At 72.4% G+C, this 17,712-nt stretch carries 13 protein-coding genes; 10 read left to right on the forward strand and 3 right to left on the reverse strand.

Going from position 1 to position 17,712, the window contains the following annotated elements; genetic code table 11:
- Nucleotides 1-261 precede the first annotated feature (261 nt).
- A complete protein-coding gene (locus tag QFZ75_RS06735) occupies nucleotides 262-1,248 on the reverse strand; it encodes a multicopper oxidase domain-containing protein (protein WP_307544254.1) in 987 nt (328 codons plus the stop codon).
- Nucleotides 1,249-1,613: 365 nt separating this feature from the next.
- On the opposite strand from QFZ75_RS06735, the gene QFZ75_RS06740 reads away from it, so the two are divergent.
- The 3 genes from QFZ75_RS06740 (at nucleotide 1,614) to QFZ75_RS06750 (ending at nucleotide 7,572) form a co-directional block, all read left to right on the forward strand.
- Nucleotides 1,614-4,043 carry a ThuA domain-containing protein gene (locus tag QFZ75_RS06740; RefSeq protein WP_307544256.1) on the forward strand — a complete coding sequence of 810 codons (2,430 nt, stop codon included), beginning with the start codon at nucleotides 1,614-1,616 and terminating at the stop codon, nucleotides 4,041-4,043.
- Nucleotides 4,044-4,090: 47 nt separating this feature from the next.
- Nucleotides 4,091-6,286, forward strand: coding sequence for an OmpL47-type beta-barrel domain-containing protein (locus QFZ75_RS06745; RefSeq protein ID WP_307544257.1), 2,196 nt, complete (start codon nucleotides 4,091-4,093; stop codon nucleotides 6,284-6,286).
- 323 nt (nucleotides 6,287-6,609) lie between these two features.
- Complete coding sequence (locus QFZ75_RS06750) at nucleotides 6,610-7,572, forward strand: DUF3048 domain-containing protein (RefSeq protein ID WP_307534665.1); 963 nt, start codon at nucleotides 6,610-6,612, stop codon at nucleotides 7,570-7,572.
- A 57-nt stretch (nucleotides 7,573-7,629) separates the two neighbouring features.
- Here QFZ75_RS06750 and QFZ75_RS06755 read toward each other — a convergent pair whose 3' ends face one another.
- The gene (locus QFZ75_RS06755) at nucleotides 7,630-8,112 is read right to left on the reverse strand and encodes a MarR family winged helix-turn-helix transcriptional regulator (protein WP_307534666.1); all 483 of its coding nucleotides are present in this window, start codon (nucleotides 8,110-8,112) and stop codon (nucleotides 7,630-7,632) included.
- 207 nt (nucleotides 8,113-8,319) lie between these two features.
- On the opposite strand from QFZ75_RS06755, the gene QFZ75_RS06760 reads away from it, so the two are divergent.
- Genes QFZ75_RS06760 through pcaD form a run of 7 tightly spaced genes read left to right on the forward strand, consistent with a single transcriptional unit; the run spans nucleotide 8,320 to nucleotide 14,868 of the window.
- Entirely contained in the window at nucleotides 8,320-9,132 is an 813-nt protein-coding gene (locus tag QFZ75_RS06760) for a CoA transferase subunit A (protein WP_307534668.1), read from the forward strand.
- Entirely contained in the window at nucleotides 9,132-9,803 is a 672-nt protein-coding gene (locus QFZ75_RS06765) for a CoA transferase subunit B (RefSeq protein WP_307534670.1), read from the forward strand. Before QFZ75_RS06760 ends, QFZ75_RS06765 begins: the two co-directional genes overlap by 1 nt.
- A complete protein-coding gene (locus QFZ75_RS06770) occupies nucleotides 9,800-11,002 on the forward strand; it encodes a thiolase family protein (RefSeq protein WP_307534672.1) in 1,203 nt (400 codons plus the stop codon). Before QFZ75_RS06765 ends, QFZ75_RS06770 begins: the two co-directional genes overlap by 4 nt.
- Before the next feature lie 8 nt (nucleotides 11,003-11,010).
- Entirely contained in the window at nucleotides 11,011-11,805 is a 795-nt protein-coding gene (gene pcaH, locus QFZ75_RS06775) for a protocatechuate 3,4-dioxygenase subunit beta (protein ID WP_307534674.1), read from the forward strand.
- Nucleotides 11,806-11,807: 2 nt separating this feature from the next.
- Nucleotides 11,808-12,371, forward strand: coding sequence for a protocatechuate 3,4-dioxygenase subunit alpha (gene pcaG / locus QFZ75_RS06780; RefSeq protein WP_307534675.1), 564 nt, complete (start codon nucleotides 11,808-11,810; stop codon nucleotides 12,369-12,371).
- Nucleotides 12,368-13,717, forward strand: a complete 1,350-nt coding sequence (gene pcaB / locus QFZ75_RS06785) for a 3-carboxy-cis,cis-muconate cycloisomerase (RefSeq protein WP_307534676.1) — start codon at nucleotides 12,368-12,370, stop codon at nucleotides 13,715-13,717. Before pcaG ends, pcaB begins: the two co-directional genes overlap by 4 nt.
- Entirely contained in the window at nucleotides 13,714-14,868 is a 1,155-nt protein-coding gene (gene pcaD / locus QFZ75_RS06790; protein WP_307534677.1) for a 3-oxoadipate enol-lactonase, read from the forward strand. The genes pcaB and pcaD overlap by 4 nt, the downstream gene beginning before the upstream one ends.
- Before the next feature lie 95 nt (nucleotides 14,869-14,963).
- Here pcaD and QFZ75_RS06795 read toward each other — a convergent pair whose 3' ends face one another.
- Complete coding sequence (locus QFZ75_RS06795; RefSeq protein ID WP_307534679.1) at nucleotides 14,964-17,627, reverse strand: AAA family ATPase; 2,664 nt, start codon at nucleotides 17,625-17,627, stop codon at nucleotides 14,964-14,966.
- Nucleotides 17,628-17,712: the final 85 nt, after the last annotated feature.

Consider the following 17,712-nt stretch of genomic DNA (forward strand, 5'->3'; position numbering starts at 1 on the left):
GGTTGCCGATCAGGATAGCCCTCGTCCGACGGGTCGCTGAGAGCGCTCCCAGGCGAGCCCCGGGCTGCGCGGCGGTCGCCGGGTGCGCCGTGGTTACCCGCGCCGTTCCCCGCGCCCCTTGAAAACAGGCCGACCGCCCGGTGCGGGTACGCCCTGGTTACCCGCGCCGTTCCCCGCGCCCCTTGAAAGCACGCCGACCGCCGGGTGCGGGTACGCCGTGGTTGCCCGCGTCCCTTGAAAGCGTCGCGGGCGGTGGTGTGTTCAGTGTTCGTGCGGCTCGTAGCCCGGGATCGTGCCGTCCGTCTTCCTCACCAGGAACAGGCCCGCCATCCCCATGTCGGAGTGGCTCTGGACGTGGCAGTGGTACATCCACGCGCCCGCGCCGACGCCCTCGCCCGCGATGACCTGGAAGCCGAACGAGTCGGCGGGACCCACGATCAGGTTGTCGACCACCCGGCTGGGGTCGTCGGGACCGGTCAGCAGGCCGGTGCGGTTGTCGGCCCAGCGGTGACCGTGCACGTGGAACGTGTGGTAGTACTCGCCGTGCGTGATCGACACGAACTCGACCCGGTCCCCCACCGTAGCCTCGAAGTTGGGACTGTCGTGACCCGGCCGGTTGTTGATCGTCATGTCGTTGAAGACGATGGTATGGGTCCTGTCGGGCAGGATGTCGCCCTGCCGGCGCACGATCACCGGCCCGTACAGGCCTTTGCGGATGCCGCCCGTACCGTGCACGGTGCCGACGACGTGGTCGTGGTAGTGCCAGTAGCCCGCGCTGCCCGCCCGCCAGGTGCCGTCCTTACGGCGGCCGGGGGCGTGCGTGCGCCAGGTGTACGTACGCGTGTCGCCGGGCTCGACATGCGAGCCGCTCAGCTTCGTGCCGTCGCTGGAGACCTCGTAGTCCAGGCCGTGGACGTGCAGGCTCGCCGCCACGTCCATGGTGTTCTCGACCTCGATGTGCAGGGTGTCGCCCTCGTTGAGCTCGATCAGCGGGCCGGGAATGGTGGCCGCGCCCTTCTCCAGTCCGTAGCCCATCTGCCCGTCGGCGAGCTTCTCGACATAGAGCTTGAGGCGTCTGACCTCGCCGCCCGCGGGGGCCGTACGGAGCGCGGCGCTCGCGCCGGCGGCCCTCTCGGCACCGGCGGCGGACGTCGCGTCCTTCGCGGCAACGAGCGACAACGATGTCGCGACCGTGGCGACGGCGGCCCCGCCCATCACCATCCGACGGCTGAACCCACGCCTGTCCATCGCGTCCGTGGTGGCCATGTCGTCCGTGGTGCCCATGCCGAACTCTCCCAACCTGCAACGCGGTCAACGGAATTGACGGGATTGGTGGGTCCGGTCGCGGATCTGGTGGCGGATCCGACCGAACCGGGTGACAGAGACGAACTGGGGAGACGGTAGTGGCATCGCCTTCGTTTATCCACACTCAGGACAAAGTTCATGCCATCCCGGTCATAGCTATTGGCGAGTTCCGAGAAAAGGTCTAGCTTCCATGGCGCTGTTGCTGTGACCGAGGAGGATGGGGTGACCACATGCGGCCCACACCGCATCGAACGCCACTGACGGTACGCAAGTCGAACAGGACCAGACGGAGAGGCTGGACGGCCGCACTGGCTGCGGGAGTCGTGGCGGCGGGCGTCCTCTCGGGGCCGGCCGCGAGCGCACGCCCGGCGCCCGACCCGTCGTTGACAACGATGTCGATCACGTCGCCGCCCGGCGGCTCGGACGTACGGGTGCTGATCTACCACGGGTCCGCGGCGGGCGGCGACGAGTCGCCCGTCGTCAACGCCGGCATCGAGGCGATCGAGGACATCGGCCAGACGGGCCCCACGGCCGGGCGGTTCAAGGTGACGGCCACGGACGACGCCTCGGTCTTCACCGACGACACGGAACTCGGCCGCTACAACGCCGTCGTCTTCCTGACCGGCGGCGGCGACGTCCTCGAACCGGAGCAGGAGGCCGGTCTGGAGGCGTACATGGAGGCGGGCGGCGGCTTCCTCGGCATCCATGACGCGGCCCGCGCCGAGCCGTACTCGGACTGGTTCACCGGACTCGTCGGGGCCCGTCCGGCGGCGAACGGCCCAACCACCGTACAGCGGGCCACCGTCGAGGTCGGCGACCGGCAGCATCCGGCCACCAAGGACCTCCCGCTCCAGTGGAAGCGCCCCGACCGGTGGCTGAACTGGGCCAAGAACCCGTCCGGCGACGTGCACACGGTGGCCCGGGTCCGCGAGTCGACGTACGCGCCGGGCACGAGCGCCAACGGCGCCGACCACCCCGTCTCCTGGTGCCGTGACTACGACGGCGGCCGGTCCTTCTACACCGGTATGGGCGGCACGGAGTCCTCGTACGACGAGACGGAGTTCCGCTCGCACCTGCGCGGCGCGCTCGCCTGGACGACCCGTATCTCGCAGGCCGACTGCAAGGCCACGATCAACGCCAACTACAAGGCGGAGCGGCTGACCCAGCCCAACCAGCCGGGCCAGAACGACCAGATAGGCGAGCCCCACGGCCTGGTCACCGCGCCCGACGGCCGTGTGTTCTACATCGGCCGCGGCGGCGCCGACTCCTCGCAGCCGGTGATCACGGACTGGAACAACCCGGACGTCGGCAAGGGCAGGGGCGAGATCCACGTCTACGACCCGAGGACCAAGAAGGTCACGCTGGCCGGCACGCTGAACGTCTTCGGCAACAAGGGCGGCGGCGACGAGCTGGTCAAGGTCGAGGAGGGCCTGCTCGGCATCGAGCTGGACCCGCGGTTCCAGGAGAACGGCTGGGTGTACCTGCACTACACGCCGCACTCCCGGATCGACCGCGACAAGCGGATGGCCGAGCGCTACGTCTCCCGCTTCACCTACAACTCGACGACGAGCAGGCTGGATCTGAACAGCGAGAAGGTCCTGCTGAAGTGGCCGGTCCAGATCCACAGCTGCTGCCACGCGGGCGGCGGCCTGGCCTGGGACTCCAAGGCCAACCTGTACATCGCCACCGGTGACAACAACTCCAGTGGCTTCAGCGACGGTTACTCGGGCAACAACCCGCAGCCCAACTACAAGGGCGTCTCCTTCGCGGACGCGCGCCGCACGGCGGGCAACACCAACAACCTCAACGGCAAGATCCTGCGCATCCACCCGGAGCAGGACGGCACGTACACCCTGCCCGAGGGCAACCTCTTCACCGGCAAGGAGACCGCCGAGGGCGGCGGCAAGACGCGCGGCGAGATCTATGTGATGGGTGTCCGCAACCCGGCGCGCATCTCCGTCGACAAGAAGACCGACACGCTGTACGCGGGCTGGGTCGGCCCGGACGCCGGGGCGCCGTCGACGACCTGGGGACCGGCGAAGTACGACACGTTCGCCGCGATCACCAAGCCGGGCAACCACGGCTGGCCGTACTGCATGGGCAACAAGCAGCCCTACCGGGACCGCAACCTGCCCGATCCGACGAAGCCGCTGGGCTGGTACGACTGCAACGCGCCGAAGAACGAGTCGCCGAACAACGACGGTCTCGTGAACCTGCCGCCGGTCACGTCGAACACCATCTGGTACTCGCCCCAGGGCGGCGGACCGGACTTCCCGCGGGACGCCAACGGTGTCCCGTCGTACAAGACGGCGGAGCAGAAGTTCCTGCTGCCGTGGCTCAAGGGCGGCGGCCAGGCGGCCATGGACGGGCCCGTCTACCGCTACGACGGCACGCTGGCGAACGCCGCCAAGTGGCCCTCGTACTGGGACGGCAAGTGGTTCGTGGGCGACTTCTACGACGCCGACCAGCCGCGCCACGCCGTGCTCCTCGACCCGAAGACGGCAGGGCAGGGCGGCATTCCCGTGCACGCCGAGTCCCTGAAGAAGATCGTCCCCATCGGCAACGACGGCATCAAGAACCTGATGGACTGGAAGTTCGGCCCGGACGGCACGCTGTACGTCCTCGACTACGGCCGCGGCTTCTTCACCTCGGACTCCAAGTCCGCTCTGTGGCAGGTGACGTACAAGGGCGGCGGCCCCACTCCCGCCGCCGATCAGCTCGCCAGGGAGGCGCAGTGACGAGCACGACGACCAACCGCGGCATCCGCGGGCGAAGAACTGGACGGTTGTGGACGGCGCTTGTCGCCTCACTGCTGATGGTGCTGGGCCTCGCGTCCACCTCGGCGTCCGGCCAGACCGACCACACCCCGTCCAGGGCGGGCGCCGCGGCGCAGACGCTCACCTGGACGGCCGGTGACGACATCACCAAGTACGCGTCCGCACCCACCACCGCGGTCGCGGGCCCGACGACGATCGTCTTCGAGAACAGCGAGGCGACCGGCAACACCATGGGCATGCCGCACACGCTGACGTTCGACGTGTCGGACCCGGAGTACCAGAACGACGTCCCGCTGAACATCCTGGCCAACCCGAACGACGACCAGGGCGGCCGGCACACGGCCGAGGTGACGCTCTCACCCGGCCGGTACCGCTACTTCTGCACGATCCCCGGCCACGGCCAGATGCAGGGCATCCTGGTGGTCACCGAGGGCACCGGCGAGGACACCACCGCGCCGGAGACCGCGGCGCAGGTGACCGGCACGAAGAACGCGGACGGCGCGTACGTCGGTTCGGCGACCGTGGCGCTCAGCGCGACGGACGCCGGTTCGGGCGTCGGGCGCATCGAGTACGCCATCGGTGACGCGGGCGCCTGGCAGCCGTACACCACGCCCGTGGTGGTCGACCAGGCCGGCGCCCAGAAGGTCCGCTACCGGGCCGTCGACAAGGCCGGGAACACGTCCGCGGAGAAGGCGGAGCAGTTCACGGTGGTGGCCCCGCCGACGGACGACACGACCGCGCCGGACACCTCGGCCACGGTGACCGGCGAGAAGAACGCGCAGGGCGAGTACGTCTCCATGGCGACCGTCACGGTGACGGCCTCCGACACCGGTTCCGGCGTCAACACCATCGAGTACGCGCTCGGTGACGCCGGTGCCTGGCAGGCGTACACGGCTCCGGTGATGGTCCACGAGGTGGGCGCGCACAAGGTGCGGTTCCGGGCGACGGACAAGGCGGGCAACGCGGCCGCCGAGAAGTCCGTGTCGTTCGCCGTCGTCGCGCCGCCCGTCGAGGACACCACTCCCCCGGTGACCGGTGTGAACGTCGAGGGCACGAAGAACTCGGCCGGGGCGTACATCAACACCGCCAAGGTGACGGTGACCGCGACCGACGCGCACGGCGGCTCGGGGGTGGAGAGGATCGAGTACTCGCTCGACAGCGGCCCCTACCTCGCGTACACCGCTCCCGTGGTGGTCGACCGGGTGGGCGCGCACACGGTGGTCTACCGGGCGAGCGACAAGGCGGGCAACACCTCGGACGCCCGGACGGTGAGCTTCACGATCGCCCCCGGCGGCGGCGTGCCGGCGCCCAACTGCGCCGAGTACGACGAGCGGTTGACGGTCGTCGTCGGCACGGTCGACACGGGCGTGCCGAACCGGATCACCAACAGCCGGTGCCGCATCAACGAGTTGATCGAGGACGAGAAGGAGTGGACGTCCCACGCGCTGTTCCTCAAGCACGTGACGACGGTCCTGAAGACGCTCCTCAAGGACGGTGTCATCGTCCAGCGCGAGTACGACCTGATCGACGAGGCGGCCGACGAGTCCGGCATCGGTGACCCCGGCCAGACCGAGGGCTACCGCACGATCATGGACGGTACGCAGGAGACCTTCGGCGCGTGGCAGCACGTGGGCGGCGGTTCGTTCGCGCTGAACGGCGACGGCACCATCACGTCGGGCAGGACGAGGGACGGCCTCGGCATGCTGTGGTTCCCCGAGCGCAAGTACGGGGACTTCTCGCTGAAGCTCCAGTGGCGTGACGACGCGCCGGGTACTGGCAACGCCAACTCCGGCGTGTTCGTGCGGTTCCCGCAGGTGCACAACCATCCCGAGGAATCCCGGCCCGAGTGGGTCGCCATCAAGTACGGGCACGAGATCCAGGAGTTCGACAGCCCCACCGGCGACATGTACAAGACCGGTTCCGTCTACGGCTTCGACCGGGTGGGCCTGGCCGGTGCCGGTGTCACCCAGAAGGGCACCTGGAACGACTACGAGATCCGCGTGGTGGACCAGCACTACTCCGTCTACCGCAACGGCGTGCTGATCAACGAGTTCGACAACACCGGCGGCCAGGACTTCACCCCGCCGCGCTCGGACGACCCGGGCACGGACGGGCGGCGGTTCTCCTCCGGCTACATCGGGCTCCAGGTGCACAGCACGACGGACGTGGTGTCGTACCGCGACGTCCGGATCAAGGAGTTGTGAGTCACCGGGGACCGCGGCCGTCCGACGGCCGCGGTCCCCGGGCGGCCACCGCCGCACCGTCCCCGGTCTCCTGGGACCGCAGGACCGAACGGCCCTGCGAAATACCCCCTCCGGGGGAACGCGTCAGGACCGCCCCCGCCCTTGCCCCGTCCGGCGAACCGCCGTGATGTCCCGCTCGCGCCCGTGACCCGCTCGGACCAGTGCACGCCTTCGGTACCGGCGGCACGGGGTACGTACTCACCGTTCCTGTCACCGGACGGACGACGAAACGGGGCACGGTGGATATGAGACGGACGGGGCCTGGGCGGGCGCGGCGCTCCGCCATGACGACGGCGCTGCTGGCCACCCTCCTGGTGGGCACCGCGGCGACGGCCTGCACGCGGGGCGAGCCGTCCGACGACGGACGCGGCGGCCCGCCGCACCGCACCGGCACGACGGACGGTCCCAGCAGACCGGCGAGCCCGGCGCCCCGTGCCGCCTCGCCGCTCGTCGTGAAGATCGACAACGTGCCCGGCGCCCGTCCGCAGACCGGTCTGGACGTCGCCGACCTCGTGTACGCCGAGCAGGTCGAGGGCGGTCTCAGCCGGCTGATGGCGGTGTACGCGACCCGGCTGCCGGAGGTCGTCGGCCCCGTACGCAGCGCGCGCGAGTCGGACCTGGAGCTGCTGCGCCAGTTCCACGACCCGACCCTCGCCTTCTCGGGCGCGCAGAAGAAGCTGCTGCCGCTGATCGGCAGGGCACCGCTGCGGACCGCCCTTCCGGAGGAGAAGACGTCCGCGTACTACCGGGGCACGGACCGGCCCTCGCCGCACAACCTCTATCTGCGCCCTGGGCGGCTGCCGGCCTCCGCACCCGGGGCCGACGCGCTGACCACGGGGTTCCGGTACGGGGCGGCGCCCGCCGGGGGGACCCCCGAGGACACGCGTACCGTCCGCTTCCCGCAGGCCCGCTTCACCTTCGACTGGTCCGGGGACCGGCGGCGCTGGCTGGTGTCGATGGACGGCACGCCGGCGGTGACGGCCGGCGGGAAGCGGGTGGCCGCCTCGACGGTCGTCGTGCAGTACGTGAACATCCGTGCGTCCAGGTACCACGACTACCTCGGCAACATCACGCCCTACACGGAGACGGTGGGCTCGGGCACGGCGAAGGTGCTGCGCGACGGCAAGTCCTTCGACGCCGTCTGGAAGCGGCCCACGGCCACGGGCGGGACGCGGTTCACCACGGCGGACGGCGCGCCGATGAACTTCGCCGAGGGCCAGGTGTGGGTGGTGTTCGCGCGGGCGTGACCCCCGCCGGGGCGCCGGTGAGGGGCGCAGGGGCTGTGCCGCACCTGCCGGCGGCGCTCACCGTCGGCCGACGGCCGGCTCCTCCGGGGCACCGGGGGTGCCGGGGTTGCGGAGTCCTTCCGCCGCGTCCGAGACGCGCCGGATCAGGTCCAGGAACAGGGTCTGCTCCTCGCCGGAGAGCGGAGCGAGGAAGACCTGGTTCATCCGGGCCGTCCGCACCGTCAGCTTGCGGTGGACGCGCAGACCGTCGTCGGTCGGGCGCAGCATGGAGCGACGGCCGTCCTGCGGGTCGCGGACCTTGTCCAGCAGACCGCGCCGGCCGAGCCGGCTGATGACCTCGGCGATGGTGGACCGGTCGAGCCCCACCCGCTCCCCCACCGTGCGCTGGTCGAGACCGGGTTCGGCGACGAGCGCGTTCAGGACGGCGAACTGGGGTGAGGTGATCTCCTCGGAGACCATCGTGTTCCACAGCAGGTAGTGCGCCTGCTGCAGCCGCCGGGCCAGGTGCCCGGGGTGGGCGGAGAGGTCCACCGCGGCCATGAGCGCTCCTTATTCGTTGGTGCACTGAACGATAGCGGGCGACCGCTCTTCCTGTCCCTCTCCCGCACCGAGTCGCCGAGCTGGTCGTTCGGCGGGGGTCTTGACGGTTCACGGCCGGAATGGCAGCGTGTTCGGAACCTCGCAGAAATACTCAGTGCCCTGACTAATCGGGGACGCGGGACGCTCGGGAGAGATGGGGCTTCACAGATGGACAAGGTGGTCTCCACCGCCGCCGGGGCAGTGGCCGACGTGCCCGACGGGGCGACGCTCGCCGTCGGCGGGTTCGGTCTCGCCGGTGTGCCGAACGTGACGATCCAGGCGCTGTACGAGCGCGGGGTCACCGGCCTGGGCGTGGTGTCCAACAACTGCGGGGCGATGGAGTCCGGTCTGGCGGTCCTCCTGGCGGCGGGCCGCATCGCCCGGGTCACCGGCTCGTACATCGGGGCGAACAAGGAGTTCGCGCGGCAGTACCTGGGCGGGGAGCTGGAGGTCGAGATGATCCCGCAGGGCACCCTGGCCGAGCGGCTGCGGGCCGGCGGCGCCGGCATCCCCGCGTTCTACACCCCGGCCGGCGTGGGCACCCAGGTCGCCGACGGCGGACTGCCCTGGCGCTACGACGGCGAGGGCGGCATCGCGCTCGCCTCGCCGCCCAAGGAGGTGCGGGACTTCGACGGCACCCCGTACGTGCTGGAGCACGGCATCCGCACCGACTTCGCCCTGGTGCGGGCCGCGAAGGGCGACCGGCACGGCAACCTCGTCTTCAACAAGTCCTCCCGCAACTTCAACCCCCTGGCGGCGATGGCCGGCCGGATCACGATCGCCGAGGTGGAGGAGCTGGTGGAGCCCGGGGAGATCGACCCGGACGCGGTGCACCTGCCGGGCGTCTTCGTACAGCGGGTCGTCGCGCTCACCCCGGAACAGGCCGCCGCCAAGCTGATCGAGCGGCGCACGGTGTCCGCGCCCGCCGCACAAAAGACGGTCGCACCCGGCGCGGCCGCACCGGGAGAGGTGAGCCGGTAATGGCCTGGAGCAGGGAGGAGATGGCCGCCCGCGCCGCCCGCGAACTCGCCGACGGCCAGTACGTGAATCTGGGCATCGGGCTGCCGACGCTGATCCCCAACCACCTCCCGCCGGACGTGGAGGTGATCCTGGAGTCCGAGAACGGCATCCTGGGCACCGGCCCGTACCCGGCCGGGGACCAGGTCGACCCGGACCTGATCAACGCGGGCAAGGAGACCGTCACGGTCCTGCCCGGCGCCTCCTACTTCGACTCCGCGCTGTCCTTCTCGATGATCCGCGGCGGGCACATCGACGTCGCCGTGCTCGGCGCGATGCAGGTCTCCGCGGGCGGCGACCTGGCGAACTGGGCCGTGCCCGGCAAGATGATCACCGGCATCGGCGGGGCCATGGACCTGGTGCACGGCGCCCGTACCGTGATCGTCGTGATGACCCACACCGCCAAGGACGGGTCGCCGAAGATCCTGGACGCGTGCACGCTGCCGCTGACCGGCAGGGCCTGTGTCGACCGCGTCATCACCGACCTCGGCGTCCTGGACGTCACCGACGACGGCCTGGTACTCGTCGAGACGGCGCCCGGCGTCACGGTCGAGGAGATCGTGGCGAAGACCGCCGCCGAGGTCCACGCCGCCGAAGAGCTCACCGAACAGCTCACCGAGGAGAAGCAGCCGTGAAGGACGTCTACATCGTCGACGCCGTCCGTACCCCGTTCGGCAAGTACAACGGGAGCCTCGCCGGCGTCCGCCCGGACGACCTGGCCGCCCACGCCCTGCGCGAACTCCTGGCCCGTACCCCGGACCTGGACCCGGCCCGGATCGACGACGTGTACTTCGGCAACGCGAACGGCGCCGGCGAGGAGAACCGCAACGTCGCCCGGATGGCCGCCCTGCTCGCGGGACTGCCCACCTCCGTACCGGGCGTCAGCGTCAACCGGCTGTGCGCCTCCGGCCTGGAGGCCGTCATCCAGGCCGCCCGCGCCATCGCGCTCGGCGACGCCTCCGTCGCCCTCGCCGGCGGTGTCGAGTCGATGACCCGGGCCCCCTACGTCCTGCCGAAGAACGACCGGCCCTTCCCGGCCGGGCACACCGAGCTGTACTCCACCACCCTCGGCTGGCGCATGGTCAACCCGAGGATGGACCCGCAGTGGACCGTCCCGCTCGGCGAGAGCGCGGAGCTGATCGCCGACAAGCACAGGATCACCCGCGAGCAGCAGGACGAGTTCGCCCTCGCCAGCCACCGCAAGGCGGCCGCCGCCCGGGCCGCGGGCCTGTTCGACGCCGAACTCGCCCCGGTCCCCGTCCCGCAGCGCAAGGGCGACCCGCTGCCCTTCGCCGCCGACGAATGCGTACGCGCCGACGCGTCCCTCGCCGCGATGGCCCGTCTCAAGCCGTCGTTCCGCCCCCAGGACGGGACGGTCACCGCGGGCAACGCCTCGCCCCTCAACGACGGCGCCGCCGCCCTGCTGCTGGTCGACGAGGAAGGCCTGGCGGCCACCGGCCGCGAGCCGCTCGCCCGGGTGTCCGCCTCCGGCGTCTCCGCGCTCGACCCGGACTACTTCGGCCTCGCCCCCGTCGAGGCCGTCAACCGCGCACTCGCCAAGGCGGGCAGGACCTTCGACGACCTGTCGACCCTCGAACTGAACGAGGCCTTCGCCGCCCAGGTGCTGGGCTGCGTCGCCGAGTGGCCCGAGCTGGACCCGGCCGTCCTCAACCCGCAGGGCGGCGCCATCGCCCTGGGCCACCCCCTCGGCGCGTCCGGCGCCCGCCTCGCCGGGACCGTCGCCCACCAGCTCGCCCGCAAGGGCTCGGGGGTCGGCGTCGCCACCCTCTGCATCGGCGTCGGCCAGGGCCTCGCCCTCGTACTGGAGCGTTAGGAACCCTCATGGCTCGCACCCCCGCACCCACCCCGGCGCTCTCGCAGCCGGACATCGACATCGAGATCAAGGACCAGCAGGACGCGTACGACAAGGCGGTCGCCGGCGGCGCCCCGGTCCTGCACCACCCGCGGCGCGACTACGCCCCGTACCGCAGCTCCCTGCTGCGCCACCCGAAACAGCCGCTGGTCGCCGTGAGCGGCGGTGACCCGGAGGCCGTCGAGCTGTCCGGGCCGGTGTTCGGCGTCACCGACATCACCGAGCACGACAGCGACCTGACGATCCAGCACCGCGGCGAGCCGATCGGCGAGCGGATGACCGTCTCGGGCCGGCTGCTCGACCGCGACGGCCGCCCCGTGCGCGGCCAGCTCGTGGAGATCTGGCAGGCCAACGCCGCCGGCCGGTACGCCCACCTGCGCGAGCAGCACCCGGCGCCGCTCGACCCGAACTTCACCGGGGTGGGACGGGCGCTGACGGACGATCAGGGCCAGTACTCGTTCACCACGATCAAGCCGGGCCCCTACCCCTGGGGCAACCACGCCAACGCGTGGCGGCCCGCCCACATCCACTTCTCGGTGTTCGGCACGGCGTTCACCCAGCGGCTGGTGACGCAGATGTACTTCCCGAACGACCCGCTGTTCCGCTACGACCCGATCCTGCGGTCGGTGACGGACCGGGCGGCCCGCGACCGGCTCATGGCGGCCTACGACCACGACCTGTCGCGACCCGGGTTCTCGATGGGCTACACCTGGGACATCGTCCTCGACGGTCCCTCCGCCACCTGGATCGAGGAAGGCCGTTGACCATGGCCGAGCAACTGCTCCCCACACCGTCCCACACCATCGGCCCGTTCTACGGGCACGCGCTCCCCTTCCCCGACGGCGACCGCATCGCCCCGCAGGGCCACCCGGACGCGATCAGCCTGCACGGGTACGTGTACGACGGCGCGGGTGCCCCGGTGCCCGACGCGCTGCTCGACTTCTGGCAGGCCGCCCCCGACGGCTCCCTGGCGGGCACCCCCGGTTCGATGCGCCGCGATCCGTCGACCGGTGGTTTCCTCGGCCGCAACGGCGTCGACTTCACGGGCTACGGGCGGGTGCCCACGGACGCCGACGGACACTACGCGCTGCACACGCTGCCGCCCGGCAACCCCGGGCTGCCGTACATCAGCGTGTGCGTGTTCGCGCGCGGGCTCACGCACCACCTCTTCACCCGCGCGTACCTCGCCGACGGCGCGGACCCGCTGCTCGACTCGCTGCCGGCCGGGCGGCGCGCCACGCTGATCGCGGCCGGGGGCACGAACCGGGCGTACCGTTTCGACATCCGTCTTCAGGGTGAAGGCGAAACGGTCTTCCTGGAGTTCCGGTGACAGCAGCCGAACCGGCCGAACGCCCTTGCTCCGACGCGGGGCTCCTCGCGCCCGGGCGCGTGGGATCGCCCGCCGAGACCGCGACGGGCGACCAGGCCTTCCTCCAGGCGCTGCTCGACGCGGAGGCGGCCCTCACCCGGGCGCAGGCCTCGCTCGGTCTCGTCCCGGCCGGGGCCGCCGACGCCGTCACCGCCGCGGCCCGCGCCGCGCGCTTCGACGTCCGCGCGCTCGCGCTGCGCGCGCGGGACGGCGGCAACCCGGTGATCCCGCTGGTCGCCGCCCTGGGCGCGGCGGTCGGCGCCGAGCACGCCTCCTGCGTCCACCGGGGTGCGACCAGCCAGGACATCATGGACACCGCCACCATGCTGGTCGCGGCCCGGACGCTGGACCCGGTCCTGGCCGACCTCGCCCGCACGGAGCGCGCGCTGGCGGGGCTGGCACGCGAGCACCGGGACACCGTCATGCCGGGACGGACGCTCACCCAGCACGCCGTGCCGACCACCTTCGGCCTGAAGGCTGCGGGCTGGCGCTCCCTGGTGCTGGACGCCCGGGACCGCGTGCGGCTGGTACGGGACGCCCTGCCGGCGCAACTCGGCGGCGCGGCCGGCACGCTGGCGGCCTTCGTCGCGTACGGGGCCCGCGACACGGGTGCCCTCGTCGAGGCGTACGCCCGTGAACTGGGCCTCGCCGCACCGGTGCTGCCCTGGCACACGCTCCGGACGCCGGTCGCCGACCTGGCGGGGGCCCTCGCCTTCACCGCGGGCGCCCTCGGCAAGACGGCCGCGGACGTGCTCACCCTCTCCCGCACGGAGATCCGCGAGCTGAGCGAGGGCACGGGCGGCGGGTCCTCCGCCATGCCGCACAAGGCGAACCCCGTACGGGCCACGCTGGTCGCCGCCGCGGCCCGCCGGGCGCCGCAGCTCGCGGCCACGCTGTACGCGTCCCTGTCCGCCGAGGACGAACGGCCCGCCGGTGCCTGGCACGCCGAGTGGGAGCCCCTGCGTGACCTGCTCCGGCTGGTCGGCGGGGCCGCGCGGGACGCGGCCGGGCTGACCGGGGGCCTGCGGGTCCACCCGGACGCGATGCGCGCCCATCTCGGCCTCACGCACGGCCTGATCGTCTCCGAGCGGCTGTCCGCCGAACTCGCGCCGGTGCTCGGGCGGGCACAGGCCAAGGAGCTGCTCACCCGAGCCGCCCGGCGGGCCACCGAGGAGGACCGGCCCCTGGTGGAACTGCTCGCCGAGGAGACCGGGTCGCAAGGCCTCGACCTGGTGGGCCTCACCGATCCCGCCCGGTACACCGGCTCCGCGGGAGCCCTCACCGACCGCGCCCTGGAGCGACGTTGACCAGCCGTACCGACCGAACCGCCGCGACCGACGACACGTTGCTCCACCACCGCCTCGAAGGGTCCGCCGCCGCTCCCCCGCTGCTCCTCGGGCCCTCCCTCGGCACGTCGACCGCCCTGTGGGACGCGGTGGCGCCCGAACTCTCGGTCTCCCACCGGGTCGTGCGCTGGGACCTGCCGGGTCACGGCGGCTCCCCCGCCCGTCTGATCGGCCCGGGCGCGGTCGTCGCCGACCTCGCCGCGCTGGTGCTGGCGCTCGCGGACTCCCTGGGGATCGACCGGTTCTCGTACGCCGGTGTCTCGCTGGGCGGGGCGGTGGGGCTGCACCTCGCCGTCCACCACCCGGAGCGGGTGGAGAAGCTCGCCGTGATCTGCTCCTCGGCGCACTTCAACGGCTCGAAGCCGTGGCGGGAGCGGGCCGCGCTCGTACGCGGCGAGGGGGTGGCGCGGCTCGCCGAGAGCGCCGCGTCCCGTTGGTTCACGCCCGGGTTCACGGTGCCGCGGCTGGTCGAGGACCAGCGGACGGCCGACCCGGACGCGTACGCGGCGTGCTGTGACGCGCTGGCCGCCTTCGACCTGCGCGGGGAGCTGTCCCGCATCGGCGCCCCCACCCTGGCCGTCGCCGGACGCGAGGACCGGGCGACCCCGCCCGCGCACCTGCGGGAGATCGCGGACGCGGTGCCGGGGGCCGCGCTCGTCGAGGTTCCGGGCGCCTCCCATCTGGCGCCCGCCGAGCGGCCGGAGGCCGTGCTGACCGCGTTGCGCGCGCACTTCGGCGGTGACGCGCGGCGGGGCATGGAGGTGCGGCGGCAGGTGCTCGGTGATGTGCACGTGGACGCGGCGCAGGCGCGGCAGTCCGCGTTCACGGCGCGGTTCCAGGACTTCATCTCGCGGTACGCGTGGGGCGAGATCTGGACGGACGAGACACTCGGCCGCCGCGAGCGGAGCATGATCACCATGACCGCGCTGGTCGCGCACGGCCACTACGAGGAACTGGCGATGCACGTGCGTGCCGCCCGCCGCAACGGGTTGACCCCGGAGGAGATCGGCGCCGTTCTGCTGCAGACCGCGGTGTACTGCGGGGTGCCTGCGGCGAACTCGGCGTTCGCGGTGGCCCAGCGGGTGCTGGCCGAGGAGCCGCCCGGCCGGTAGGCGTGGGCGGCTCCTCCTGGTGCGTGTACGGGTGCGGGTGCGTGGGGGCCGGTCCGCGCATCCCCGCGCCCCCGAGAGGCCCCTGACGGGTCCCCTTACAGGGTGTCCAGGGCCTCCTGGGCCTTCGTCGCCAGGGTGTCCGCCCCGCAGGACCGGGCCAGGGTCAGGCCCCGGTTGATCTCCACGGGTGAGCGGGAGGCGATGCCGTACTCGACCCGGGCCGCCGCGTGTTCGTAGGCGCAGGGGGACGCTTCCAGGTAGGTGACCGCCCGGCCGAGCAGTTCGACCGACCGCCGGCCGGTCTCCAGCGCGGCGGCGCAGCGCAGCGCCTCGCCGATGGCCGTGTCGGTGCCGAAGCGCTCGGCCTGGATACGGGCGTCGGCGGCCACCTGCGCGGCGCGCCGCGGGTCCTCGACCGCGAGGGCCCGGGCGAGGTCGCCCGCCCAGGGCGCCATCACGGTGTTGTGTCCGCCGCGCGCCTCGGACATCTTCTCGGCGGTCTCCAGCTCGTGCACGCCCTCCTCGAAGCGGCCGGTGGCGATGAGCAGCCGGCCCCTTATCGAGTGGGTGTCCGGCAGGACGATCGTGGACGGGTGCGGCGGCTCGAAGGAGTACCGTTCGGCGATCTCCTCGGCCTCGCCGACATGGCCGCGGGCCAGCAGCGTGTCGATGAGCATGCACGCCGCCGACCAGTGCATGGGCAGGCCCTGCCCGACCCGGTCCGCGAGCCGCAGTGCCCGGCGCAGCGACTCGTCGGCCTGCCTGAGGCGGCCCCGCCTGCGCAGCACGTACCCGCCGAAGGCGTGCGCGAGGGCCAGGTGGCCACCGCTCCAGCCGGCCGACTCGTAGGAACGCTGGGCCTCGGTGAAGAGGCTCTCGGCCCGGTCGAGGCGGTCCACGTACGTGTACGAGATGCCGAGCATCATGAGGAGCTCGAAGCTCCACTCGGTGTCGGTCCAGCCGAGCCCCGGCGCGAGGCGGCCGTTGACGAGCGAGCGGTCGCACAGCTCGGCGACCTCCTCGGCGTTCTCACCGCGGGTCATGGCGTCGAAGGCGCGCAGGACGAGCAGGGCGCGCTCGGAGTTGTCGCGGCCGGTGAGCGGCTCCACGAGCTGGGCCAGTCTGCGGGAGCGGCCGGGCGCGTCCTCCTCGCCGGCGTGGATGCCCTCCCACATGTAGTGCACGGCCTGCAGCCGCATCCGGGCGGGGCCGGGCCCGAGGCGGGCGGCCTCCGCGTCGACCGTGGCGACGGCCTCCTCCAGCTGGTCGTTGTGGACGAGCACGGAGGACAGCCGGCAGACCGCGTCGACCCTCAGCTCCTCCTCCAGGCCGTGCACCGTGAGCGCCTGCCGCAGATGGGCGATCGTGGTGGCCGGGGAGGTCAGGAGCGTGGCGCAGCCCAGTTCGTAGAGCACGCGCGCGTGGACCTCCGGGAGCGGCGGTTCCAGGAGGGCCCGCTCCAGACATCGGCGGGCCGCGTCCGGGGCGCCGACGGCGAGGTGCTCGCGGGCGGCCTCCCGCATCTGTTCGACCAGCTCGGGGTCGTCGTCCGGATGGACCTCCAGCAGGTGCCGGGAGGCCGCGGCGGCGCCGAGCCCCGAGGCGGTGACGACCGAGGCGGCCACCCCGTGCATCGCGGTGCGCAGCGCGTCCGGGATGGACCGGTAGACGGCGGTGGCGATGAGCGGATGGACGAACTCCAGCTCGCCGTCGAGGTCCTGGCCCACGGAGCGGTCGGCTCCGGTGAGGATGCGGGCCGCGCTCAGCCGTGCCGCGCAGCGCTCGGCGTCGTCCCGGGGCAGGCCGGACAGTTCGGCGGCGAGGTCCACGGAGATCTGCGTACCGAGGATGGCGGCCGCCCAGGCGAACTTCGTGGCGTCGACGCCGAGCCCTTCCAGCCGGTCGACCAGGCCGCGGCCGCGCGCGGAGCGGTTCAGGGCCCGTAACCCGGCGGCGGAGCTCTCGACGGGGTCGAGTTCGCTGTCCAGGACCTTGGCGAGGAGTTCCACGGTGTCGTAGGGGTTGCCGCCGGTGACGGCCCAGACCTCGCGGCAGAACGGGGCGTCGGCGTGCGCGCCGAGCGTGGCGCGGGTGAGGCCGGCCGTGGCGTCGGGGGTCAGGGCGCGCAGGCTGGGCATCGGGCGGGCCAGCGCGCCGATCGTTTCCAGGTGGCGGGCGTTCTCACCGGTGGCGTCCCCCGGGCGCCGGGCGACCACGACGAGGACGGGCAGGTCGTCGAGGCGCTCGGCGAACGCGGCCAGCCAGTGCAGGGTCTCCTGGTCCGCCCAGTGGGCGTCGTCGATCGTCAGCACCAGCGGCCACTCGCGCCGGGCGAGCCTGCGCACGGCGGCGACCAGGCCGTCGCACACGCCCTGCGGGTCGGCCTGGCGTTCGCCGGGCGCCGCTATCCCGAGGGCCGGCCCCGCGATGTCGTACCAGTCGCCGAAGTACTCGCGCGCCTCGTCCGGCATCAGCGCCACGAGCGCGGGCTGCAGCAACTGCCGTACGACGTTGAACGGAACGGACGTGATGGTCTCGCCGCCTCGCGCCGACCAGACCGTGCAGCGGCCCTCCGCGACGGCGCGGACCCGGGCGAGCAGTGCGGTCTTGCCCATGCCGGCCTCGCCGGTGAACACGAGCAGGCTGCCCACGGCGGATCCGGCGCACAGGGCGTCGACGGCTTCCGTGACCGCGGCCAGTTCCGCGTCACGCTCCCAGAGCGGTGTCGAGGCGGCCGCGCCCGGCCGTGCCTCCGTCATACCGCTACCTCCCCAGGTCGCCCCAATGGCGTACAGACTTCGAGCCTAGTCCTCCGGAAGGCGCGATGGAGCCTGGTCGGGACAC

Origin of the sequence: Streptomyces sp. V3I8 (assembly GCF_030817535.1) — a bacterium.
Classification (GTDB): domain Bacteria; phylum Actinomycetota; class Actinomycetes; order Streptomycetales; family Streptomycetaceae; genus Streptomyces.